This is a genomic window from Streptomyces sp. JH14 (genome assembly GCF_029428675.1).
Lineage (GTDB): Bacteria > Actinomycetota > Actinomycetes > Streptomycetales > Streptomycetaceae > Streptomyces.
Genome location: NZ_JAJNEL010000001.1, coordinates 4,896,101 through 4,911,710, shown reverse-complemented (window position 1 = coordinate 4,911,710; position 15,610 = coordinate 4,896,101). Strand labels below are relative to the sequence as shown.

The window sequence follows — 15,610 nt, the reverse complement described above, 5'->3', positions numbered from 1 at the left end:
CCGCTCCTCAACGGGGGAACTGAAAGGCACCATCGGTGACTGTTGACGTCAGCAAGACGGACGGCCCCGCCGACACTCCGCCGCCCGCTGCCGGACCGGAGGCCATCAAGGCCGTCCCGGTCCGGCACCCGGGGCGCTATGTGTCCGCAGCCGTCGCGATCGCCCTCCTCGTGGGGATCGTGTACGCCTTCTCGCAGGGCAAGATCAACTGGGGCACCATCCCCGACTACTTCTTCAACGACCGGATCGTCACCGGCGTGTGGAAGACCCTCGAGCTGACCCTGCTCTCCATGGCCATCGGTATCGCGGGCGGTCTGCTGCTCGCCGTGATGCGGATGTCCAAGAACCCGGTGACCAGCTCCATCGCCTGGTTCTACATCTGGTTCTTCCGCGGCACGCCGGTCCTGGTCCAGCTCTTCGTCTGGTTCAACCTGGGCCTGGTCTTCGAGTACATCAACCTCGGACCGCTCTACAAGGACTACTGGGCCAGCTTCATGACGCCGCTGCTGACGGCGCTGCTGGGGCTCGGGCTCAACGAGGCCGCGTACATGGCCGAGATCTGCCGCGCCGGTCTGCTCGCGGTCGACGACGGCCAGACCGAGGCCGCCCACGCGCTCGGCATGAGCCACTCCAAGACCCTGCGCCGGATTGTCGTCCCGCAGGCGATGCGGGTGATCGTGCCGCCCACGGGCAACGAGGTCATCAACATGCTGAAGACGACCTCGCTCGTCTCGGCGGTGCAATTCCTCGATCTGTTCAAGGTGGCGCAGGACATCGGGCAGACATCGGGGTCCCCGGTGGAGATGTACTTCCTCGCCGCCGCCTGGTACTTGGTGCTGACCTCGATCTTCAGCATCGGCCAGTACTACCTCGAGCGGTATTACGCACGCGGCTCGACCCGCGCCCTGCCGCCCACCCCGCTCCAGCGACTGCGCGCCACGCTCGGCCGCCGCTCCGCCCGCTCCGAGGGAGGCATCGCATGAGCACCCACGCGATGGTGAAGGCCGAGGGCGTCCACAAGTCCTACGGCAGCGTCGAGGTCCTCAAGGGCATCGACCTGGAGGTCGCCCCCCAGGAGGTCTTCTGCCTGGTCGGCCCGTCCGGCTCCGGCAAGTCGACGTTCCTGCGGTGCATCAACCACCTGGAGCAGGTCAACGCCGGGCGGCTCTACGTCGACGGGCAGCTGGTGGGCTACCGCCAGAAGGGCGACAAGCTCTACGAGCTCAAGGACAGCGAGGTCGCTCTGAAGCGCCGGGACATCGGCATGGTCTTCCAGCGCTTCAACCTCTTCCCGCACATGACGGCCATCGAGAACGTCATGGAGGCACCCGTCCAGGTCAAGGGCGAGGCGAAGGCCGTCGCCCGGGCCCGTGCGGAGCGGCTCCTGGACCGGGTCGGCCTGGGCGACAAGGCGAAGAACTATCCGTCGCAGCTCTCCGGCGGCCAGCAGCAGCGGGTGGCCATCGCCCGCGCCCTGGCCATGGAGCCGAAGCTGATGCTCTTCGACGAGCCGACGTCGGCGCTCGACCCGGAGCTGGTCGGCGACGTCCTGGACGTCATGCGCGGTCTCGCGGAGGACGGTATGACGATGATCGTCGTGACCCACGAGATGGGCTTCGCCCGTGAGGTCGGCGACGCGCTGGTCTTCATGGACGGCGGTGTGGTGGTCGAGTCGGGCCACCCGCGCGACGTACTGACCAACCCGCAGCACGACCGGACGAAGTCGTTCCTGTCGAAGGTGCTGTAGCGCCACGGGCATGACACGAGGGCGGTACGGACTCCGGTCCGTACCGCCCTCGCCCGTGTCCGGCGCCGGCTACTTGTGCAGCTGCAGCTCCGGGCTCAGCATCAGGGTGCGCAGCTGCGCACGGGTGAGCGGTGTGGTCGTCAGCGGCGGGCCCTGCCGCCGGCCGCTGACCAGACCGGCGCTGTCCCGGACGGCCATCATTGCGCCGTCGCCCAGGGTGAGCCGGGCCGTGAGCTCGGGTGCCCACATGGGCGTGCCGCCGTCGGGGTCGGTGTTCGAGTCGCTCCAGATGGTCAGGATCCGGCCGTCCGGCAGCACCTCGCGCACACAGTCGGTCGGCGCCTTCTCCCCGTTGGTCGGGTGGCAGAGGTCGGCCTTGAGGTCCGTGCCGTCCATCTTCGCGGCGATGTACTTGCGGTCCATGGTGTTGAGGGTCAGATAGCCGACTCCCCCGTCCCTGCGGACGGAGTACTCCCCGTCCAGCGGCCCGATGGGCTTCTCCCCCTTGGCCTGCTGCGGGGTCGCGTGCTTGATGACGACGGCCAACGAGACCTGCTCGACCGTGCCCACGCCCTGGGGCAGCAGCTTGACGAGCTTCTTGACCTGACCGCTGTCGCCGGCCGGCTCGGCGGGGGCGGCGACCGAGGTCTGTTCCGGCTTCTCCTGCGAGGCCAGGCCCGGGACCGCGACCGCGCCGGCCGTGACCACGGCGAACGCGGCCGCGGCGACCGTGGCCCGGCGCCGCCGGCGCACCCTGGCGGCTCTGGCGTACACCACCTCGGTGCTGATGACCGGCTGCCCCGCGTGCTCGGCGGCCCGCCCCAGCAGCTCCCTGACGTCGTTCATACCAATTCCTCCGCCATCTCGGCGCGCAGCGCCGCCAACCCCCGAGCCGTGTGGCTCTTGACCGTGTTCTCCCGCATCCCGAGCAGTGCGGCCGTGGCCTCGACGCTCAGGTCCTCCCAGTAGCGCAGCACCAGAACGGCCCGCTGCCTGGCCGTGAGCCGGGCGAGGGCCGCCCGCACCGCAAGGCCGGTGTCCGTGTCGGGCTCATGGCCCACGCGGTCGGGCAGTTCGCCATACGCCTGCTCGCGCCGCCAGAACCGGCGGCGGGCGGCGATGAAGGTGTTGACCAGGGTCTTGCGCGCATAGGCCTCGATGTTGTCGAGCCGCCCGTGACGCCGTCCGCCGAGGACGACCTTGACGAGGGTCGACTGGACCAGGTCCTCGGCCTCGTGGCGGTCGCCGCAGAGCAGATAGGCGCTGCGGAACAGTGCCGTACGTCTGCCCTCGACAAAGGCGTGCAGCACCGCATCGTCCTCGATCCGCATCGTGGGCGCCCCCTTCCCGGGTCCGCGGGTGCGGACCGTCTCACCCTTCCAGTGCGCCGGGATGCGCGGCGGGTTGCAGCGGTTGCGAAAAAAAGCGGGGCGGTACGGACCCGAGTCCGTACCGCCCGTCGAGCGCATGCTGCCGCTATTTGACGGCGAGCACCAGGGCGTCCGAGGGCGAGGCCCAGACGGCCCGGGCCTCGCCGAAGCCGGCGGCGCGCAGGGTGTCCGCGTGCCACTGGGCGGAGGGCATGTCGCCGTCCGCGTGCTCGCCGTAGATCTCGTACCGCTCGGCGGTCGGTCCGGCGAGGACCGGGTCCTGCGCGGCGAGGGCCCACCAGTCCGCCCAGTCGAGGACCCCCGCCTCCTTGGCGCGGTCCATGGCGGCATGCCGGTGAGCGCGTTCGGCCGCGTTGATGCGGGGGGTGGTGGTGTCGATCATGCGGTCGGCGTTCATGAACACCCCGCCGTCCCTGACGAGACCACCGAGCTGCCCGTAGAGCGTGGCGAGCGGCTCCGTGTGCAGCCAGTGCAGGGCGGTGGCGGTGAGGACGGCGTCGTACGTGTCGTACGGCAGCCGCTCCACCCAGTGCGGGTCCTTGAGGTCGGCCGCGACGAAGGTGACGCGCTCGTCGCCGGCGAAGGAGCCGCGGGCGATGGTGAGCAGCGCCGGGTCGAGGTCGACACCGGTGCTGGTGGCCTTCGGGAACCGCTTCAGGAGCCGGTCCGTAATACTTCCCGTACCGCACGCGAGGTCGAGCACCCGTGGTTCGGGCCCCACCACGGCCTCCACCATGTCGATCATCACCCGGAACCGCTCCTCGCGGTCGGGCAGGTACCACTCCTGCTGCCGGTCCCAGCTCTGCTGCCAGGCCTGCCAGTCGGTGCCCGATGCTGTATCCGTCACAAGAATCCCTCCAATGTAATACCCTGGTACCGCAACCGCCTATTACTCCGATCGCCGCACGACGACCCTAGACCGACACGGTAAGGACTACAAGTGGAACTGGCCTATTACTCGGACTATGCGGTGCGCCTGATCAACACCGAGGAGCCGGCCCGCAACAAGGACGTCCTCACCTCCGTCGAGACGGTCCGCGAGCTGTTCGGCACCAATGCGCAGGCCGCCAGGCGCGCCACCGACGCGGACGTGACCCGTTTCCGGTCCGTACGGGCGCGGCTGCGCGCCGTCTTCGAAGCGGCCGACGGCGGCGACGAGACGCTCGCCGTCGACCTGCTGAACTCGCTGCTGCTGGAATTCCCGGTCAGCCCGCAGATCTCCGGCCACGACACCCGCGACGAGGACGGCAAGCCGGACTGGCACATGCACCTGGCGGACCACCCGTCGAACGTGACGGCCGGATACGCCGCCATCGCGGCGATGGGCCTCGCCTTCCACCTCACGTCCTACGGCGTGGACCGGCTCGGCCTGTGCGAGGCACCGCCGTGCCGCAACGCCTATCTCGACACCTCGACCAACCGGTCCCGCCGCTACTGCTCCGACCGCTGCGCGACCCGCGCCAACGTGGCCGCCTACCGGGCCCGCAAACGTCTGGAGGCGGAGCGCACGGCCGACACGGGCCGCAGCGCGGTCGCCGCCCAGACCGCCACACCGAGCACCGATCGCTGATCCTTCCTCAGCGGCCGGTAGCGGGCCCGGACTCTGGCCAGCACCAGTTCCTCGGGCACCGTCCCGTAGTCCGTACTGTCCCCGCCCGCGAACGCGTTGTCGCCCAGCACCCACCAGCCGCCCGCACGGCGCTCGGCAGCGCGCTTGACGACCAGCAGGTCCTGCTGGAAAGGATGACGCAGAATCACCACGTCGCCGGGACGCACGCGCGCCCCGTACTGCACGAGCAGCCAGTCCCCGTGGTAGAGCGTGGGCACCATCGAAGGCCCCGTCACCTCCACCACCTGAAAAGGCACTCGCGCCACCAGCCCGCGCGCGGGCTCGTGCGTCAGCTCCGGCCCCTCCGGCATCTCCGGCACCTCCCCGGTCCGTTCAGTACACCGTCCCGCATACCGTTCCGTACATTCGGCCACTGGTCCCATCCTCGCCCCGGACTTTTGGCCTAAGCCCCTGGGGCCCCCACAAAAACACGTCCCCCACGGAGTAATGTCCCACCTGAGAAGACGATCACGAGGAAGGACAGCTCAATGCTTTCCCGCCTGTTTGCCCCCAAGGTGAAGGTCAGCGCCCACTGCGACCTGCCCTGCGGCGTGTACGACCCGGCCCAGGCCCGCATCGAGGCGGAGTCCGTCAAGGCCGTCCAGGAGAAGTTCCAGGCCAACGAGGACCCGCACTTCCGGGCCCGCGCGGTGGTCATCAAGGAGCAGCGCGCCGAGCTGGCGAAGCACCACGTCTCGGTGCTGTGGAGCGACTACTTCAAGCCCCCGCACTTCGAGAAGTACCCGGAGCTGCACCAGCTGGTCAACGACGCCCTGAAGGCGCTGTCGGCCGCGAAGGCCTCCACGGACCCGGCGACGGGCCAGAAGGCACTGGACTACATCGCCGAGATCGACAAGATCTTCTGGGAGACCAAGAAGGCTTGATCACCGCTCGCGAGCGGCCCGGCCTGCACGGCGGGCCGGAGCGGCGCAAGGAAGGGCCCGACCGGTCTCGCCGGTCGGGCCCTTCCATGCATGGACGTCGGGGGAGACCCAAGTGCGGCCGTCCGCAGCGGACTTGATCGGGACGTCGGCGGGCGGGGCGGACAGCGGGACCGGAGACATCGGTTCGTTCCGGCCGCAGCGGAGGGCAGGACGACGGGCAGGCCCTCACCTGCCTGATACGCCGTGGTCCAGCCGGAAGTCCTGCGGGAACGAGCGTCGGCGGAGGTCGTGACCGGTCCGGGCATACGCGCCCGCCGGTGAGGCGAGCCGCCGCATATCGCGTGGCGGCTGAGGCGTGGAACGCCGTCACCGGTGCCGGCGCAGCCGCGCCGCCCAGGGGTGGCCGGCGCCGTACGCCAGGGTGATGGTCTCGGTCAGCCAGGCGCGCTGGTCGGCGGTCATGACCGGCAGCGCCGTCGTGAAGTCCTCCTCGTCCTTGGGGCGACGGGACTTCGCCTTGTACAACAGCTGCACCTGCAGGGCCAGATACGGAATGCCGTCCCCCGAGACCCGGCCCAGCCGGTCGAGCGGGAGGCGGATGCGGGTGTCGCGGCGGAAGGCCCAGTCCGTGCCGTCCGCCTCGTCGAGCATGATCTGGATGCGCCAGGGCTCGTCGCGGCCCGGCCGGCACCAGATGTCGTGGACCGTGGGCGGCAGGATCTCGCCGGGGAGCCACGGGCGCAGGGTTCCGGGCGGGTCGGCGGCCCACCACTCCCAGCCGGCGAGCACCTGCTGGGTGGTGAGCTGGTCGCGACGGAGCAGTGTGACGTCGATGTCGGAGTGGTTCCGGAAGGCGTGGCCGACGGCCAGTTCGACCGCGTAGCCGCCCGCGATCCACCAGGGGGTGCGCAGCGGGGCGAAGCGGTCGGCGACCTCGGCCAGCGGGGCCGGGTCCCAGGGACCCCAGGGTGTTTCGGTGCGCATGGCCGTCGCCGCATTCCTTCGGTTCGGGGACGGGCGGCCGGCCGGATCGTCCGCCGGCCGCGCCGCCCGAAGGTCAGTCGGCCTTCAGCAGGTGCCGGTAGCTGTCCGGATTCTCGCTCAGGTACGTGGCGAGGCTCTTCCCCGGATGGCGGTAAGGACCGTCACCGCGTCCGAGACCAGGGCCATCTCACCGGCGGCGATGGCCTCGTAGGACGTGACCCAGCCGGCGACCTCCCACCCCTCGGCGCCGTACTGCGCCCGTGAGGCGTATGCCTCCTCCCGGGTCTCCGGATGGTAGGTGACAGTGCGTCCGGTGGCCCGGCTCAGCTCCTCGGCCGCCTCGGCGAGGGTGAACGCCTCGGGTCCGGTGAGGTCGTACGTCACGCCGTCGTGGCGGGTGTCGCCCTCGGTGTCCGCCAGCAGGACGGTCGTCGCCGCGTCCGCGATGTCCTCGTGCGCCACCGCCGCCACGCGGCCGTCGCCGGCCGGGCCGCGCAGCACACCGTCGGCCCCGGCCATCGCGGGGATACCGGCGAGGTACAGGCTGTCGCGCAGGAAGGTGTGGCGCACACCGGAGACACGGATGTGCGCCTCGGTGTGCCAGTGGTCGCGGGCGTACGTGAACGTGGCGTCCGGCGCGGCGCCGAGGAACGACACGTACACGATGCGCTCGACATGGGCGGCGACCGCCGCGTCCACGGCTGTGGTGTGCTCGCGCACCCGGTCGGGGCCCTCGTGCGCCGAGACGAGGAGCAGCGTGTGCGCCCCGGCCAGGGCCAGGCGCATGGCCTCCCCGTCGCCGTACGCGGCGGGCGGCGCGGCGACCGTACCCGGCAGGTCCGGCAGCCGGGACGGGTCGCGGGCGAGGAGCCGTACGGGGACACCGGCGCGCGCGAGCCGCTGGGCGACACGGCCGCCGACCGCGCCGGTCGCGCCGGTGACCGCGATGATCGGGACGTCCGTGGCCGCGGGGGTGCCGGTGCCGGTGGGGGGTGTGGCGTTCATGCGGGGTTGCCTTCCTTGCGCAGCCAGGGACGCACCTCCACGACCGCGTCCACCGGGACGGGGCCGTAGATGTGCGGGAATTCCTCGCCCCCGGGTGCGAGGGCCTCGTACCGCACGGGTACGGAGAGCCGTGCCGGGTCGATGACGAGGACCACCAGATCCGCCGGGCCCTCGGCAGCGGCCGCGGTCCCGGAGCCGTACAGCATCTCGGCCACGCCCGGGAGCTGGTGGGGCAGCGAGCAGTGGATGAAGCCCTCTTCCTGCAGGGTGCGGCCGCGGGTGGACATCTCGTACGTCCCCGTCCCGCGGGCCGCCTCCCACAGAGGGCCTTCGGTGAGGTGCAGCAGCAGTGCTTCGGCCATGGGGCCCAAACTAGACCCCGCGGGCCCTGCTCGGTCCGAACGAAAGGCCCCGGGGGTACGGCAGTCGCCGGCCGGAGGCGACGGTCCGGTCGCCACCCGCCGTCGGGTGGGCGGTGCCGGACTGCGGCGGGATGCGCGGTCCGCCGCCGGTGACGCCGTCGTGGTGGATCTGCGAGACGCCCTCGTGCTGGTTCACGTCGAGCCGGCCGAGGGCGGCGATCGCCCCCTCGGCCTCCGTGACGGCCTCCCTGGCCAGGGAGTCGCCACGGGCGATGATGTCGGCGCCGAGACCGTCGGGCAGCGCCACTGCGCGGGGCGCGAAGCCGCCCACGATGGCCGCCGCGGCCGTCAGCGTCACCGCCACCCTGATTCCTGTGCCATGCCGGTGCATGTAAGTTCTCATAGCGCGCAATATGTAGCTTTACGTACGATCTCTTGGGTACGCCACGCCGAATGGGGCCGGACGGGGTCGGAGACATGTCCCCGACCGCCCGACAACCCGGCCGGGACCGCACGGGGAACGACTCCTCGCTCGGGCGGAAGCTGGGCGCCGGGTGGGGGACACGAAGGACGACGCGTCACGGGTGAACCCCTGCCCCCGCTTGATGCGCCGGCAGCGAACGGCCCCGGCGCGGCCGCTCGTTCGGCGGAAGCTGGGTCCAGCGGCCCGGGGTGAACCGGGTCCTCCCATGGAGGTGCGCGCACCATGAGCAAGCGTCCGGAAACGCTGTACCAGGCCATCGGCGGTGTCGACGTGCTCCGCCGGCTGAGCAACACCTTCTACGACGAGGCGCTGGCGGATCCGCTGCTCGCCCCCGTCTTCGCGGACTTCACGCCGACCCACATCGAACATGTCGCCGTCTGGCTGGCCGAGATCTTCGACGGGCCCGCCGAGTACAGCGGGAGACTCGGCGGCCATCAGGCCCTGTTGCGCTCCCACCTCGGCCTGTCGATCACCGAGCCGCAGCGGCTGCGCTGGATGGAGCTGATGGGGACCGCGGTCGACAAGGAGCTGCCGGACGACGAGCTGCTGCGCCTTCGTGTCATGGAGTACTTCGACTGGGGCACCAGGATCGCGCGCGATGTCTCGGCGACCCCGGCCGGCACGGACCTCGGCGATCCCGGTCCGACACCGCGCTGGGGGTGGGACGGTCTGCGCTGAGGGCGGACGGCCACCGGCCGTAGGGGGCGAGGGGCCGACGCGGTTCGATCGGCCCCGCGTCACGGAGCCGTCGGCAGCGGCGGCGCACGGCGCGCGCCTGGACGCACGAAAGTTGGCGAGGACCCGGGTGGTGGGCGGCCGCTCGCCCCGCGCCGTCGCCTCCGTAGGCGACGGCGCGGGGCACGGACACCGCCGGACGGGCCACGCACCCTGCGTCGTGGCCCTCAGGAGCGTCGCGCCCTCAGGACCGCCTGTGCGTTCAGGCCAGTTCGAGCGGGAAGGCGCCACGGTGTCCGGTGCCCGCACCCTCCGCAGGGCGGGCCTCGAACTCGCGGCAACTCCAGATCTCCTGGACGAACCCGGTCCGCCGGTCCCACAGATCCAGCACGTCGTCCTCGCCCGACGCCCCGCGGTAGGCATCCTTCGCACCCCGGAAGCACGCGAGGCCGCCGGACAGTCCGCGGCCGGGCGTCGCCGGGAAGTAGTCCGAGAACGCGCACGCGATGCAGGTCTGCAAGCGGACTCCGGGCGGGAGGGTGCGCTGGATCGTGGCGAGCGCGGTGGCGAATTCGGTCTCGGCCCGGCGCGAGCCGTAGACCGCGCCGCCGAAATGCAGCTCCAGGTGGAGATCGGCCTCGGGACGGCGCAGCGACAACAGGCAGCCGAGCGTGGCCTGGTGGACCGCGCCGTCCACAAGGACCGGGAGCGGCAGGTCCCACTCCAGTACGCAGTCGGTGAGCGCACCGTCCGCCAGGGCGACCATTCCGCTTTCCGGCGGCATGCCTGCCACCGGAGCGAGATCGTCGAAGCTTTCGCCCTCGAAGTCGATGCCCCTGATCCGGATGCGGAGCTGTTGTCCGTCGGTGGTGAGGATGACGGACTCGGAACCCTGCCGGTCCCGGTACCACCCTGCCCATGACTCGTCTGTCATGGGCACGGACTGTAGCCCCTGCCCGCAGCCGTCGCCCTGCCGCCCTCCACTTCGCTGCCGCGGACGCGGTGGGCTCAGGCTGCCTGCGGCTCTCGCCACATGGGCCACATCGGCGGGCCGTCGGGGAGCTCGACGGTGGTGCCCATGAAGGCGAAGCCGAGCCGTTCGTAGAGCCGCCGGCTGCGGGCGCTGCTCGCTTCCAGGTAGGCAGGCACGCCGTCGCGGTCGCAGCGCTCCAGCACATCGCCGATCAGGGCCGCTCCGATCCCCTCCCCCTGGCGCTCCGGGGAGACCCCGATCATGAGCAGGTACTCATGCGCCCGGTCGTGCGGGTGGATCGCGCCCGTGAGCCTTCCGACCAGCTCGGCCCGCTCGTTGTCGGGGTCCGCCGTCGCCCGCATCAGCGCGGGGGTGGTGTCCTCCTCGACGGGTGCGCCGGAGGGCACGGGCAGCCACAGGGCCACGGCCGTGCCGTCCTCCAGCAGATCGATACGGCCTTCGGCGAGCGTGACGTCGACGAAGACGCCGAGGAACCTTCCGTGCACGGCCCGGCGGTGCGTCGAGTCCGGAAAGACCCAGCTGCTGACCGGGTCGTCGTGGAACGCCTCGTCCAGCAGCCGCACGACCTGTTCCCGGTCTGCCGCATCCGCCTGCCGTATCCGTACGCCCATGCCCGGCTCCCGCTCTCGCTCGTACCGCCTCAACCGACGTACAGGATCCTAGAGTTGACGGCGTACAGGCTGCGCGGGAGCCGGTCACTTCTGCTGCCCTCCTCCCTTCTCTCAGTGCGTCCGGCGGGTGACGAACTCCGCCAGGGCCAGCAGATCGCCCGCCGCGGAGAGATCGGGTACCGCCCGGGACAGATGGTGGACCGCGCGGGCCATCCGGTCGGCCGCGCAGACCTGCGCCCAGTCGCGGCCGCCTGCCCGGTCGACGGCGTCGGCGGCGCGGCTCACCTCGCCGGCCGTGCGCATGGAACCCCGGTAGAGCGCATCGAGTTCGGCTGCCGCCGGGGTGCGGGAGGTGAGCGCGGCGACCACCGGCAGGGACTTCTTGTGGGCGGCCAGATCCGCCCCGACCGGCTTCCCGGTCTGCACCGGGTCCCCCCAGATGCCGATCAGATCGTCGATCAGCTGGAAGGCCAGACCCGCCTCCCGGCCGAAGCCGTCCATCGCGCCGACCGACCGCTCGTCCACCCCCGCGTACAGCGCGCCGAGCGCGCAGGCGCAGCCGAGGAGCGCGCCGGTCTTGGCGGTGGCCATGGCGAGGCACTCGTCGAGCGAGACCTCGTCCGGGCCGCGTTCCTCGAAGGAGCAGTCGGCCTGCTGACCCGCGCAGAGTTCGATGACGCAGTTCGCGAGCCGGCCGGAGGCGCGGGCCGACGCCTGCCGGGTGTCCTCGGCGAGCAGCCGGTGGGCCAGGGCGAGCATGGCGTCTCCCGCGATGACGGCGGCCGGAATGCCGAACACGGTCCAGGCGGCGGGCCGGTGCCTGCGGGTCCGGTCCTCGTCGATGACGTCGTCGTGCAGGAGGCTGAAGTTGTGGACCAGTTCCACGGCCACGGCCGCACGCACCGCCTGCTCCGGGTCGCCGCCGACCGCCCGGGTCGCGGCGAGGACGAGCGCGGGCCTGATCGCCTTGCCGGCCTGCCCGGTGGTCGCGCTTCCGTCCGCCCGCTCCCAGCCGAAGTGGTACATCGCGACGCGCCGGATGGATCCGGGCAGCGACTCGACGGCGGCCCGCAGTCGGGGATCGACAAGATTCCGGGTGCGCTCCAGGAGCGCGACGGCCTCGTGGCCTTCGGTGGCCGCGGTGTCCGTACGGGTCGTCATGGTCACAATCGCTCCCTCAGGTCGCCCGGTCCCGGCGGTGACCGGCCAGGTTCCCCGGGCCGGAGCACCCCCGGGCCGGGGGTGTGGGTGGTTCGGCGAGCGGACGGCCTCCACGGGGGAGCCGCCCGGGGCACCGGGACCGGGCGTCCCGGGCCGGAGGCATGGCCGCTGCGGGCGCCCGGTCCGAGGCGTCGGAGGCGGTGGGCGCCGCCGCCGTGACGGCGCCCACCTCTCCCGGGGGTCAGCGCCAGCGGCTGACCTCGACGTTCTCCAGGACCCCCAGGGCGTCCGGCACCAGCACGGCCGCCGAGTAGTAGGCCGTCACCAGGTAGGAGATGATCGCCTGCTCGTCGATGCCCATGAAGCGGACCGACAGGCTGGGCTCGATCTCGTCGGGGATGCCGGTCTGCTGGAGTCCGATGACGCCCTGCTCGGCCTCGCCGGTTCGCATGCAGATGATCGACGTGGTGCGGGCTTCGGTGACCGGGATCTTGTTCGACGGGAAGATCGGCACGCCGCGCCAGGCCGGCACATGATGACCGCCGATCTCCACGCTCTGCGGCACCAGGCCGCGCTTGCTGCACTCCCGGCCGAAGGCGGCGATGGCCCGGGGGTGGGCGAGGAACAGCTTCGATCCGCGGCGGCGCGACAGCAGTTCGTCCATGTCGTCGGGGCTGGGCACGCCGGCGTGCGGCTGGAGGCGCTGCTCGTAGTCGCAGTTGTTGAGCAGACCGAACTCGCGGTTGTTGATCAGCTCGTGCTCCTGGCGCTCGCGGAGCGCCTCGACCGTGAGCCGCAGCTGCTGCTCGGTCTGGTTCATCGGCTGGCTGTAGAGGTCGGCGACCCGGCTGTGGACCTTGAGCACGGTCTGGGCGACGCTCAACTCGTACTCGCGCGGCGCCGATTCGTAGTCGACGAACGTGTGCGGGACGACGGCCTCGCCGACATGGCCCGCGGAGAGGTCGATCTCCGCCTCGCCGTACTTGTTGGTGCGCTGGTGCGGAATGCTGAGCAGCCCGGCGAGATGCGCACGCAGCGAGTCCGCCCGCTCGGCGAGGTTGAGCACATCCGCCCGCCTCAGCGTCAGCACCGTGCACGCGGTGACGGCACGGGCCGTGTACTCCCAGACGGCGTCACCCTCGATCAGTGAGTGATCACCGAAATAGGCCCCGTCGGCGTGTACCCCGAGCACCGTCTCGTCGCCGTAGGGACCGGTGCCGACCTTCTCGACCTTGCCGTGCGCCAGCAGGAAGACCCGGTCCGCCGACTCCCCCGATGCGGCGATCACCTGCCCGGCGGCGATCTCGCGCTGCTCGCACCGCCTGGCGAGCTCTCCGAGCACTTCCTCGTCTCCGAAGTCCCGCAGCGCGGGCAGTTCGCCGAGCTCCGCGGGGATCACCGTGACCCGGTCGCCGGTCTGCACGAAGGTCACCCGGCCGTCTCCGACCGAGTAACTCAGCCGGCGGTTCACCCGGTAGGTGCCGCCCTGCACCTGCACCCATGGAAGCATGCGCAGCAGCCACCGCGAGGTGATCTCCTGCATCTGCGGAGCGGACTTGGTGGTCGTCGCGAGGTTCCGCGCAGCCGCCGTGCCCAGACTCTGCTGCGGCGGTGTCTGCGTGTTCTGAACCTCTTCACCAACGGACATCTGACGCCCTCCCGATCATCGGCTGACCTGCGACAAGAAGCCTTTCAGCGTGCGGACACGGCACGCCATTACACAAAAGAGTGTGACTAATCGGGCTTTTTGCTGGGCACGACGCCGGGCGACGTCCAGGCGGCCAGATAATTTGCATACTCGATGCAAGTTATCTACCGTGGCCGTCATGCGGCTGACGAGATTCACCGACGTGGCGCTGCGCGTACTGATGCGCCTCGCCGTCGTGACGGACGAGGATCCGCCGACCACCCGGGAGGTGGCGGCGACCATGCAGGTGCCGTACACCCACGCCGCGAAGGTGGTCGCCCGGCTTCAGCACCTCGGCCTGGTCGAGGCGCGCCGCGGCCGCGGCGGTGGGCTCACGCTCACCGGATCCGGCCGGTCCGCCTCGATCGGCGGACTCGTCCGCGAGCTCGAAGGACCCGGCGACGTCGTCGAGTGCGAAGGCAGCACGCCCTGCCCGCTGCGCTCGGCCTGCCGGCTGCGCGGTGCGCTGCACCGGGCACAGGAGGCCTTCTACGCCTCACTCGACCCGATCACCGTCGCCGACCTCGTCGCCTCTCCCACGGGTCCACTGCTGATCGGCATCAGCAGCGGGCGCCCGGCCACCGACTGACCCCCTCCCGGAACGGGCCACTCCCGCGCCGGGGCCGCGTGCCAACAAAAATACGCATCCCAGATACCAATTCAATTCGAGGAGTCCGCCCGATGCTCTCCGAGCCGTCGACCGCCACCGTCCGTGCCACCCTCCCCGCCGTCGGCGCAGCCATCGGGGACATCGCCGACCTCTTCTACCGGAAGTTGTTCGCCGCCCATCCCGAGCTGCTGCGCGACCTGTTCAACCGTGGCAACCAGGCGTCCGGCGCCCAGCGTCAGGCTCTCGCCGGGTCCATCGCCGCCTTCGCGACGCAACTCGTCGAGCACCCGGACACCCGCCCCGACGTGATGCTGAGCCGGATCGCCCACAAGCACGCCTCGCTCGGCGTGACCGCCGCCCAGTACGACGTCGTGCACACCCATCTCTTCGCCGCCATCGCCGAGGTGCTCGGCGACGCGGTCACCCCGGAGGTCGCGGCCGCCTGGGACGAGGTCTACTGGCTGATGGCCAACGCCCTGATCTCCATCGAGGACCGGCTGTACGCACAGCAGGGCGTCGTCGCCGGTGACGTGTGGCGCGAGTGGGAAGTCACCGCCCGGATCGAGGAGACCGCGGACGTGGCCACCTTCCAGCTCCGCCCGGCCGACGGTGCGCCCGCCCCCGCCTTCCGGCCCGGCCAGTACGTCTCCGTACAGGTCGAACTCCCCGACGGGGCCCGCCAGATTCGTCAGTACAGCCTCTCCTGCGCCCCCGGCTCGCCGCTGCGCTCGATCACCGTCAAGCGGGTGCACGGCGGTGGCGCCCCCGACGGCGAGGTCTCGGCGCAGCTGCACGCCCGCACCCGGGCCGGCGACCGGCTGCGGGTCTCCGCCCCGTACGGCGATCTGGTGCTCGACGCCGCCGACGCCCCGCTGCTGCTCGCCTCCGCGGGCATCGGCTGCACCCCGATGCTGTCGATGCTGGAGCACCTGGCGGCCACCGGCCACAGGGCCCCGATCACCGTCGTGCACGGCGACCGCTCCCCCGCCGACCACGCGCTGCGCACCGACCACACCCTGCTCACCGGCAAACTCCCGGACGCCGTCGCGCACTTCTGGTACGAGAACCCCGAGCCCGGCCACCGCGCCGACCGCACCGGCCTGGTCGACCTGAGCGGACTGGCGGTCCCGTCCGGTACGCATGCGTACCTCTGCGGTCCGCTGCCCTTCATGCGGGCCGTGCGCACCCAGCTGCTGGCCAAGGGCGTCGCGGCGGCCGACATCCATTACGAGGTGTTCGGCCCCGACCTGTGGCTCGCCCGGGGCTGAACCTCGCTGGGGGAGAGCGCAATTGACCGGATCGGCTCGCACAACTCCCGAACAGCGCGGGTGGGGATGGCCCGGAGGCCGACGCTCCGGTACAAGCGGAGTACGGACTCTCTCCCCCCACGCCCCAAGGAGTCGGCC

Annotated in this window: 18 protein-coding genes and 1 pseudogene; 7 read left to right on the top strand and 12 right to left on the bottom strand. The window is 71.3% G+C overall.

Going from position 1 to position 15,610, the window contains the following annotated elements; translation table 11 throughout:
• The first annotated feature begins 35 nt into the window (after positions 1 to 35).
• Positions 36 to 983, top strand: coding sequence for an amino acid ABC transporter permease (locus LRD69_RS22355; RefSeq protein ID WP_277328321.1), 948 nt, complete (start codon positions 36 to 38; stop codon positions 981 to 983).
• Complete coding sequence (locus LRD69_RS22350) at positions 980 to 1,747, top strand: amino acid ABC transporter ATP-binding protein (protein ID WP_277328320.1); 768 nt, start codon at positions 980 to 982, stop codon at positions 1,745 to 1,747. Before LRD69_RS22355 ends, LRD69_RS22350 begins: the two co-directional genes overlap by 4 nt.
• Before the next feature lie 69 nt (positions 1,748 to 1,816).
• On the opposite strand, the gene LRD69_RS22345 is transcribed toward LRD69_RS22350, so the two are convergent.
• From LRD69_RS22345 to LRD69_RS22335, 3 genes are all read right to left on the bottom strand, one after another.
• Complete coding sequence (locus LRD69_RS22345) at positions 1,817 to 2,593, bottom strand: hypothetical protein (RefSeq protein WP_277328319.1); 777 nt, start codon at positions 2,591 to 2,593, stop codon at positions 1,817 to 1,819.
• A complete protein-coding gene (locus LRD69_RS22340) occupies positions 2,590 to 3,078 on the bottom strand; it encodes a SigE family RNA polymerase sigma factor (protein WP_277329843.1) in 489 nt (162 codons plus the stop codon). Before LRD69_RS22340 ends, LRD69_RS22345 begins: the two co-directional genes overlap by 4 nt.
• A gap of 145 nt (positions 3,079 to 3,223) precedes the next feature.
• A complete protein-coding gene (locus tag LRD69_RS22335; protein WP_277328318.1) occupies positions 3,224 to 3,985 on the bottom strand; it encodes a class I SAM-dependent methyltransferase in 762 nt (253 codons plus the stop codon).
• 93 nt (positions 3,986 to 4,078) lie between these two features.
• Between LRD69_RS22335 and LRD69_RS22330 the strand changes: the two genes are divergently transcribed.
• Positions 4,079 to 4,708 carry a CGNR zinc finger domain-containing protein gene (locus LRD69_RS22330; RefSeq protein WP_277328317.1) on the top strand — a complete coding sequence of 210 codons (630 nt, stop codon included), beginning with the start codon at positions 4,079 to 4,081 and terminating at the stop codon, positions 4,706 to 4,708.
• On the opposite strand, the gene sodX is transcribed toward LRD69_RS22330, so the two are convergent.
• Positions 4,612 to 5,058, bottom strand: a complete 447-nt coding sequence (sodX, locus tag LRD69_RS22325) for a nickel-type superoxide dismutase maturation protease (protein WP_277328316.1) — start codon at positions 5,056 to 5,058, stop codon at positions 4,612 to 4,614. The two genes, LRD69_RS22330 and sodX, sit on opposite strands and share 97 nt — an antisense overlap.
• A 177-nt stretch (positions 5,059 to 5,235) precedes the next feature.
• On the opposite strand from sodX, the gene sodN reads away from it, so the two are divergent.
• Complete coding sequence (gene sodN / locus LRD69_RS22320) at positions 5,236 to 5,631, top strand: superoxide dismutase, Ni (RefSeq protein WP_277328315.1); 396 nt, start codon at positions 5,236 to 5,238, stop codon at positions 5,629 to 5,631.
• A gap of 366 nt (positions 5,632 to 5,997) precedes the next feature.
• Here sodN and LRD69_RS22315 read toward each other — a convergent pair whose 3' ends face one another.
• From LRD69_RS22315 to LRD69_RS22300, 4 genes and pseudogenes are all read right to left on the bottom strand, one after another.
• Complete coding sequence (locus tag LRD69_RS22315) at positions 5,998 to 6,615, bottom strand: amino acid transporter (RefSeq protein WP_277328314.1); 618 nt, start codon at positions 6,613 to 6,615, stop codon at positions 5,998 to 6,000.
• A gap of 73 nt (positions 6,616 to 6,688) precedes the next feature.
• Positions 6,689 to 7,620: pseudogene (locus tag LRD69_RS22310) on the bottom strand (NAD(P)H-binding protein).
• The gene (locus LRD69_RS22305; RefSeq protein ID WP_277328313.1) at positions 7,617 to 7,982 is read right to left on the bottom strand and encodes a DUF952 domain-containing protein; all 366 of its coding nucleotides are present in this window, start codon (positions 7,980 to 7,982) and stop codon (positions 7,617 to 7,619) included. Before LRD69_RS22305 ends, LRD69_RS22310 begins: the two are co-directional and overlap by 4 nt.
• A gap of 10 nt (positions 7,983 to 7,992) precedes the next feature.
• The gene (locus LRD69_RS22300; protein ID WP_277328312.1) at positions 7,993 to 8,385 is read right to left on the bottom strand and encodes a hypothetical protein; all 393 of its coding nucleotides are present in this window, start codon (positions 8,383 to 8,385) and stop codon (positions 7,993 to 7,995) included.
• Between the two features lie 303 nt (positions 8,386 to 8,688).
• Between LRD69_RS22300 and LRD69_RS22295 the strand changes: the two genes are divergently transcribed.
• On the top strand, positions 8,689 to 9,144 hold the full coding sequence (locus LRD69_RS22295) for a group II truncated hemoglobin (RefSeq protein WP_277328311.1): 456 nt from the start codon (positions 8,689 to 8,691) through the stop codon (positions 9,142 to 9,144).
• A gap of 259 nt (positions 9,145 to 9,403) precedes the next feature.
• On the opposite strand, the gene LRD69_RS22290 is transcribed toward LRD69_RS22295, so the two are convergent.
• The 4 genes from LRD69_RS22290 to LRD69_RS22275 form a co-directional block, all read right to left on the bottom strand.
• Positions 9,404 to 10,075, bottom strand: coding sequence for a DUF6304 family protein (locus LRD69_RS22290; protein WP_277328310.1), 672 nt, complete (start codon positions 10,073 to 10,075; stop codon positions 9,404 to 9,406).
• 74 nt (positions 10,076 to 10,149) lie between these two features.
• On the bottom strand, positions 10,150 to 10,746 hold the full coding sequence (locus LRD69_RS22285; protein ID WP_277328309.1) for a GNAT family N-acetyltransferase: 597 nt from the start codon (positions 10,744 to 10,746) through the stop codon (positions 10,150 to 10,152).
• A gap of 111 nt (positions 10,747 to 10,857) precedes the next feature.
• Complete coding sequence (locus tag LRD69_RS22280; RefSeq protein WP_277328308.1) at positions 10,858 to 11,907, bottom strand: family 2 encapsulin nanocompartment cargo protein polyprenyl transferase; 1,050 nt, start codon at positions 11,905 to 11,907, stop codon at positions 10,858 to 10,860.
• 241 nt (positions 11,908 to 12,148) lie between these two features.
• On the bottom strand, positions 12,149 to 13,555 hold the full coding sequence (locus LRD69_RS22275) for a family 2B encapsulin nanocompartment shell protein (RefSeq protein WP_277328307.1): 1,407 nt from the start codon (positions 13,553 to 13,555) through the stop codon (positions 12,149 to 12,151).
• A gap of 178 nt (positions 13,556 to 13,733) precedes the next feature.
• On the opposite strand from LRD69_RS22275, the gene LRD69_RS22270 reads away from it, so the two are divergent.
• Complete coding sequence (locus LRD69_RS22270) at positions 13,734 to 14,183, top strand: Rrf2 family transcriptional regulator (protein WP_277328306.1); 450 nt, start codon at positions 13,734 to 13,736, stop codon at positions 14,181 to 14,183.
• Positions 14,184 to 14,275: 92 nt separating this feature from the next.
• Positions 14,276 to 15,472, top strand: a complete 1,197-nt coding sequence (locus LRD69_RS22265; RefSeq protein ID WP_277328305.1) for a globin domain-containing protein — start codon at positions 14,276 to 14,278, stop codon at positions 15,470 to 15,472.
• The last annotated feature ends 138 nt before the right edge of the window (positions 15,473 to 15,610 follow it).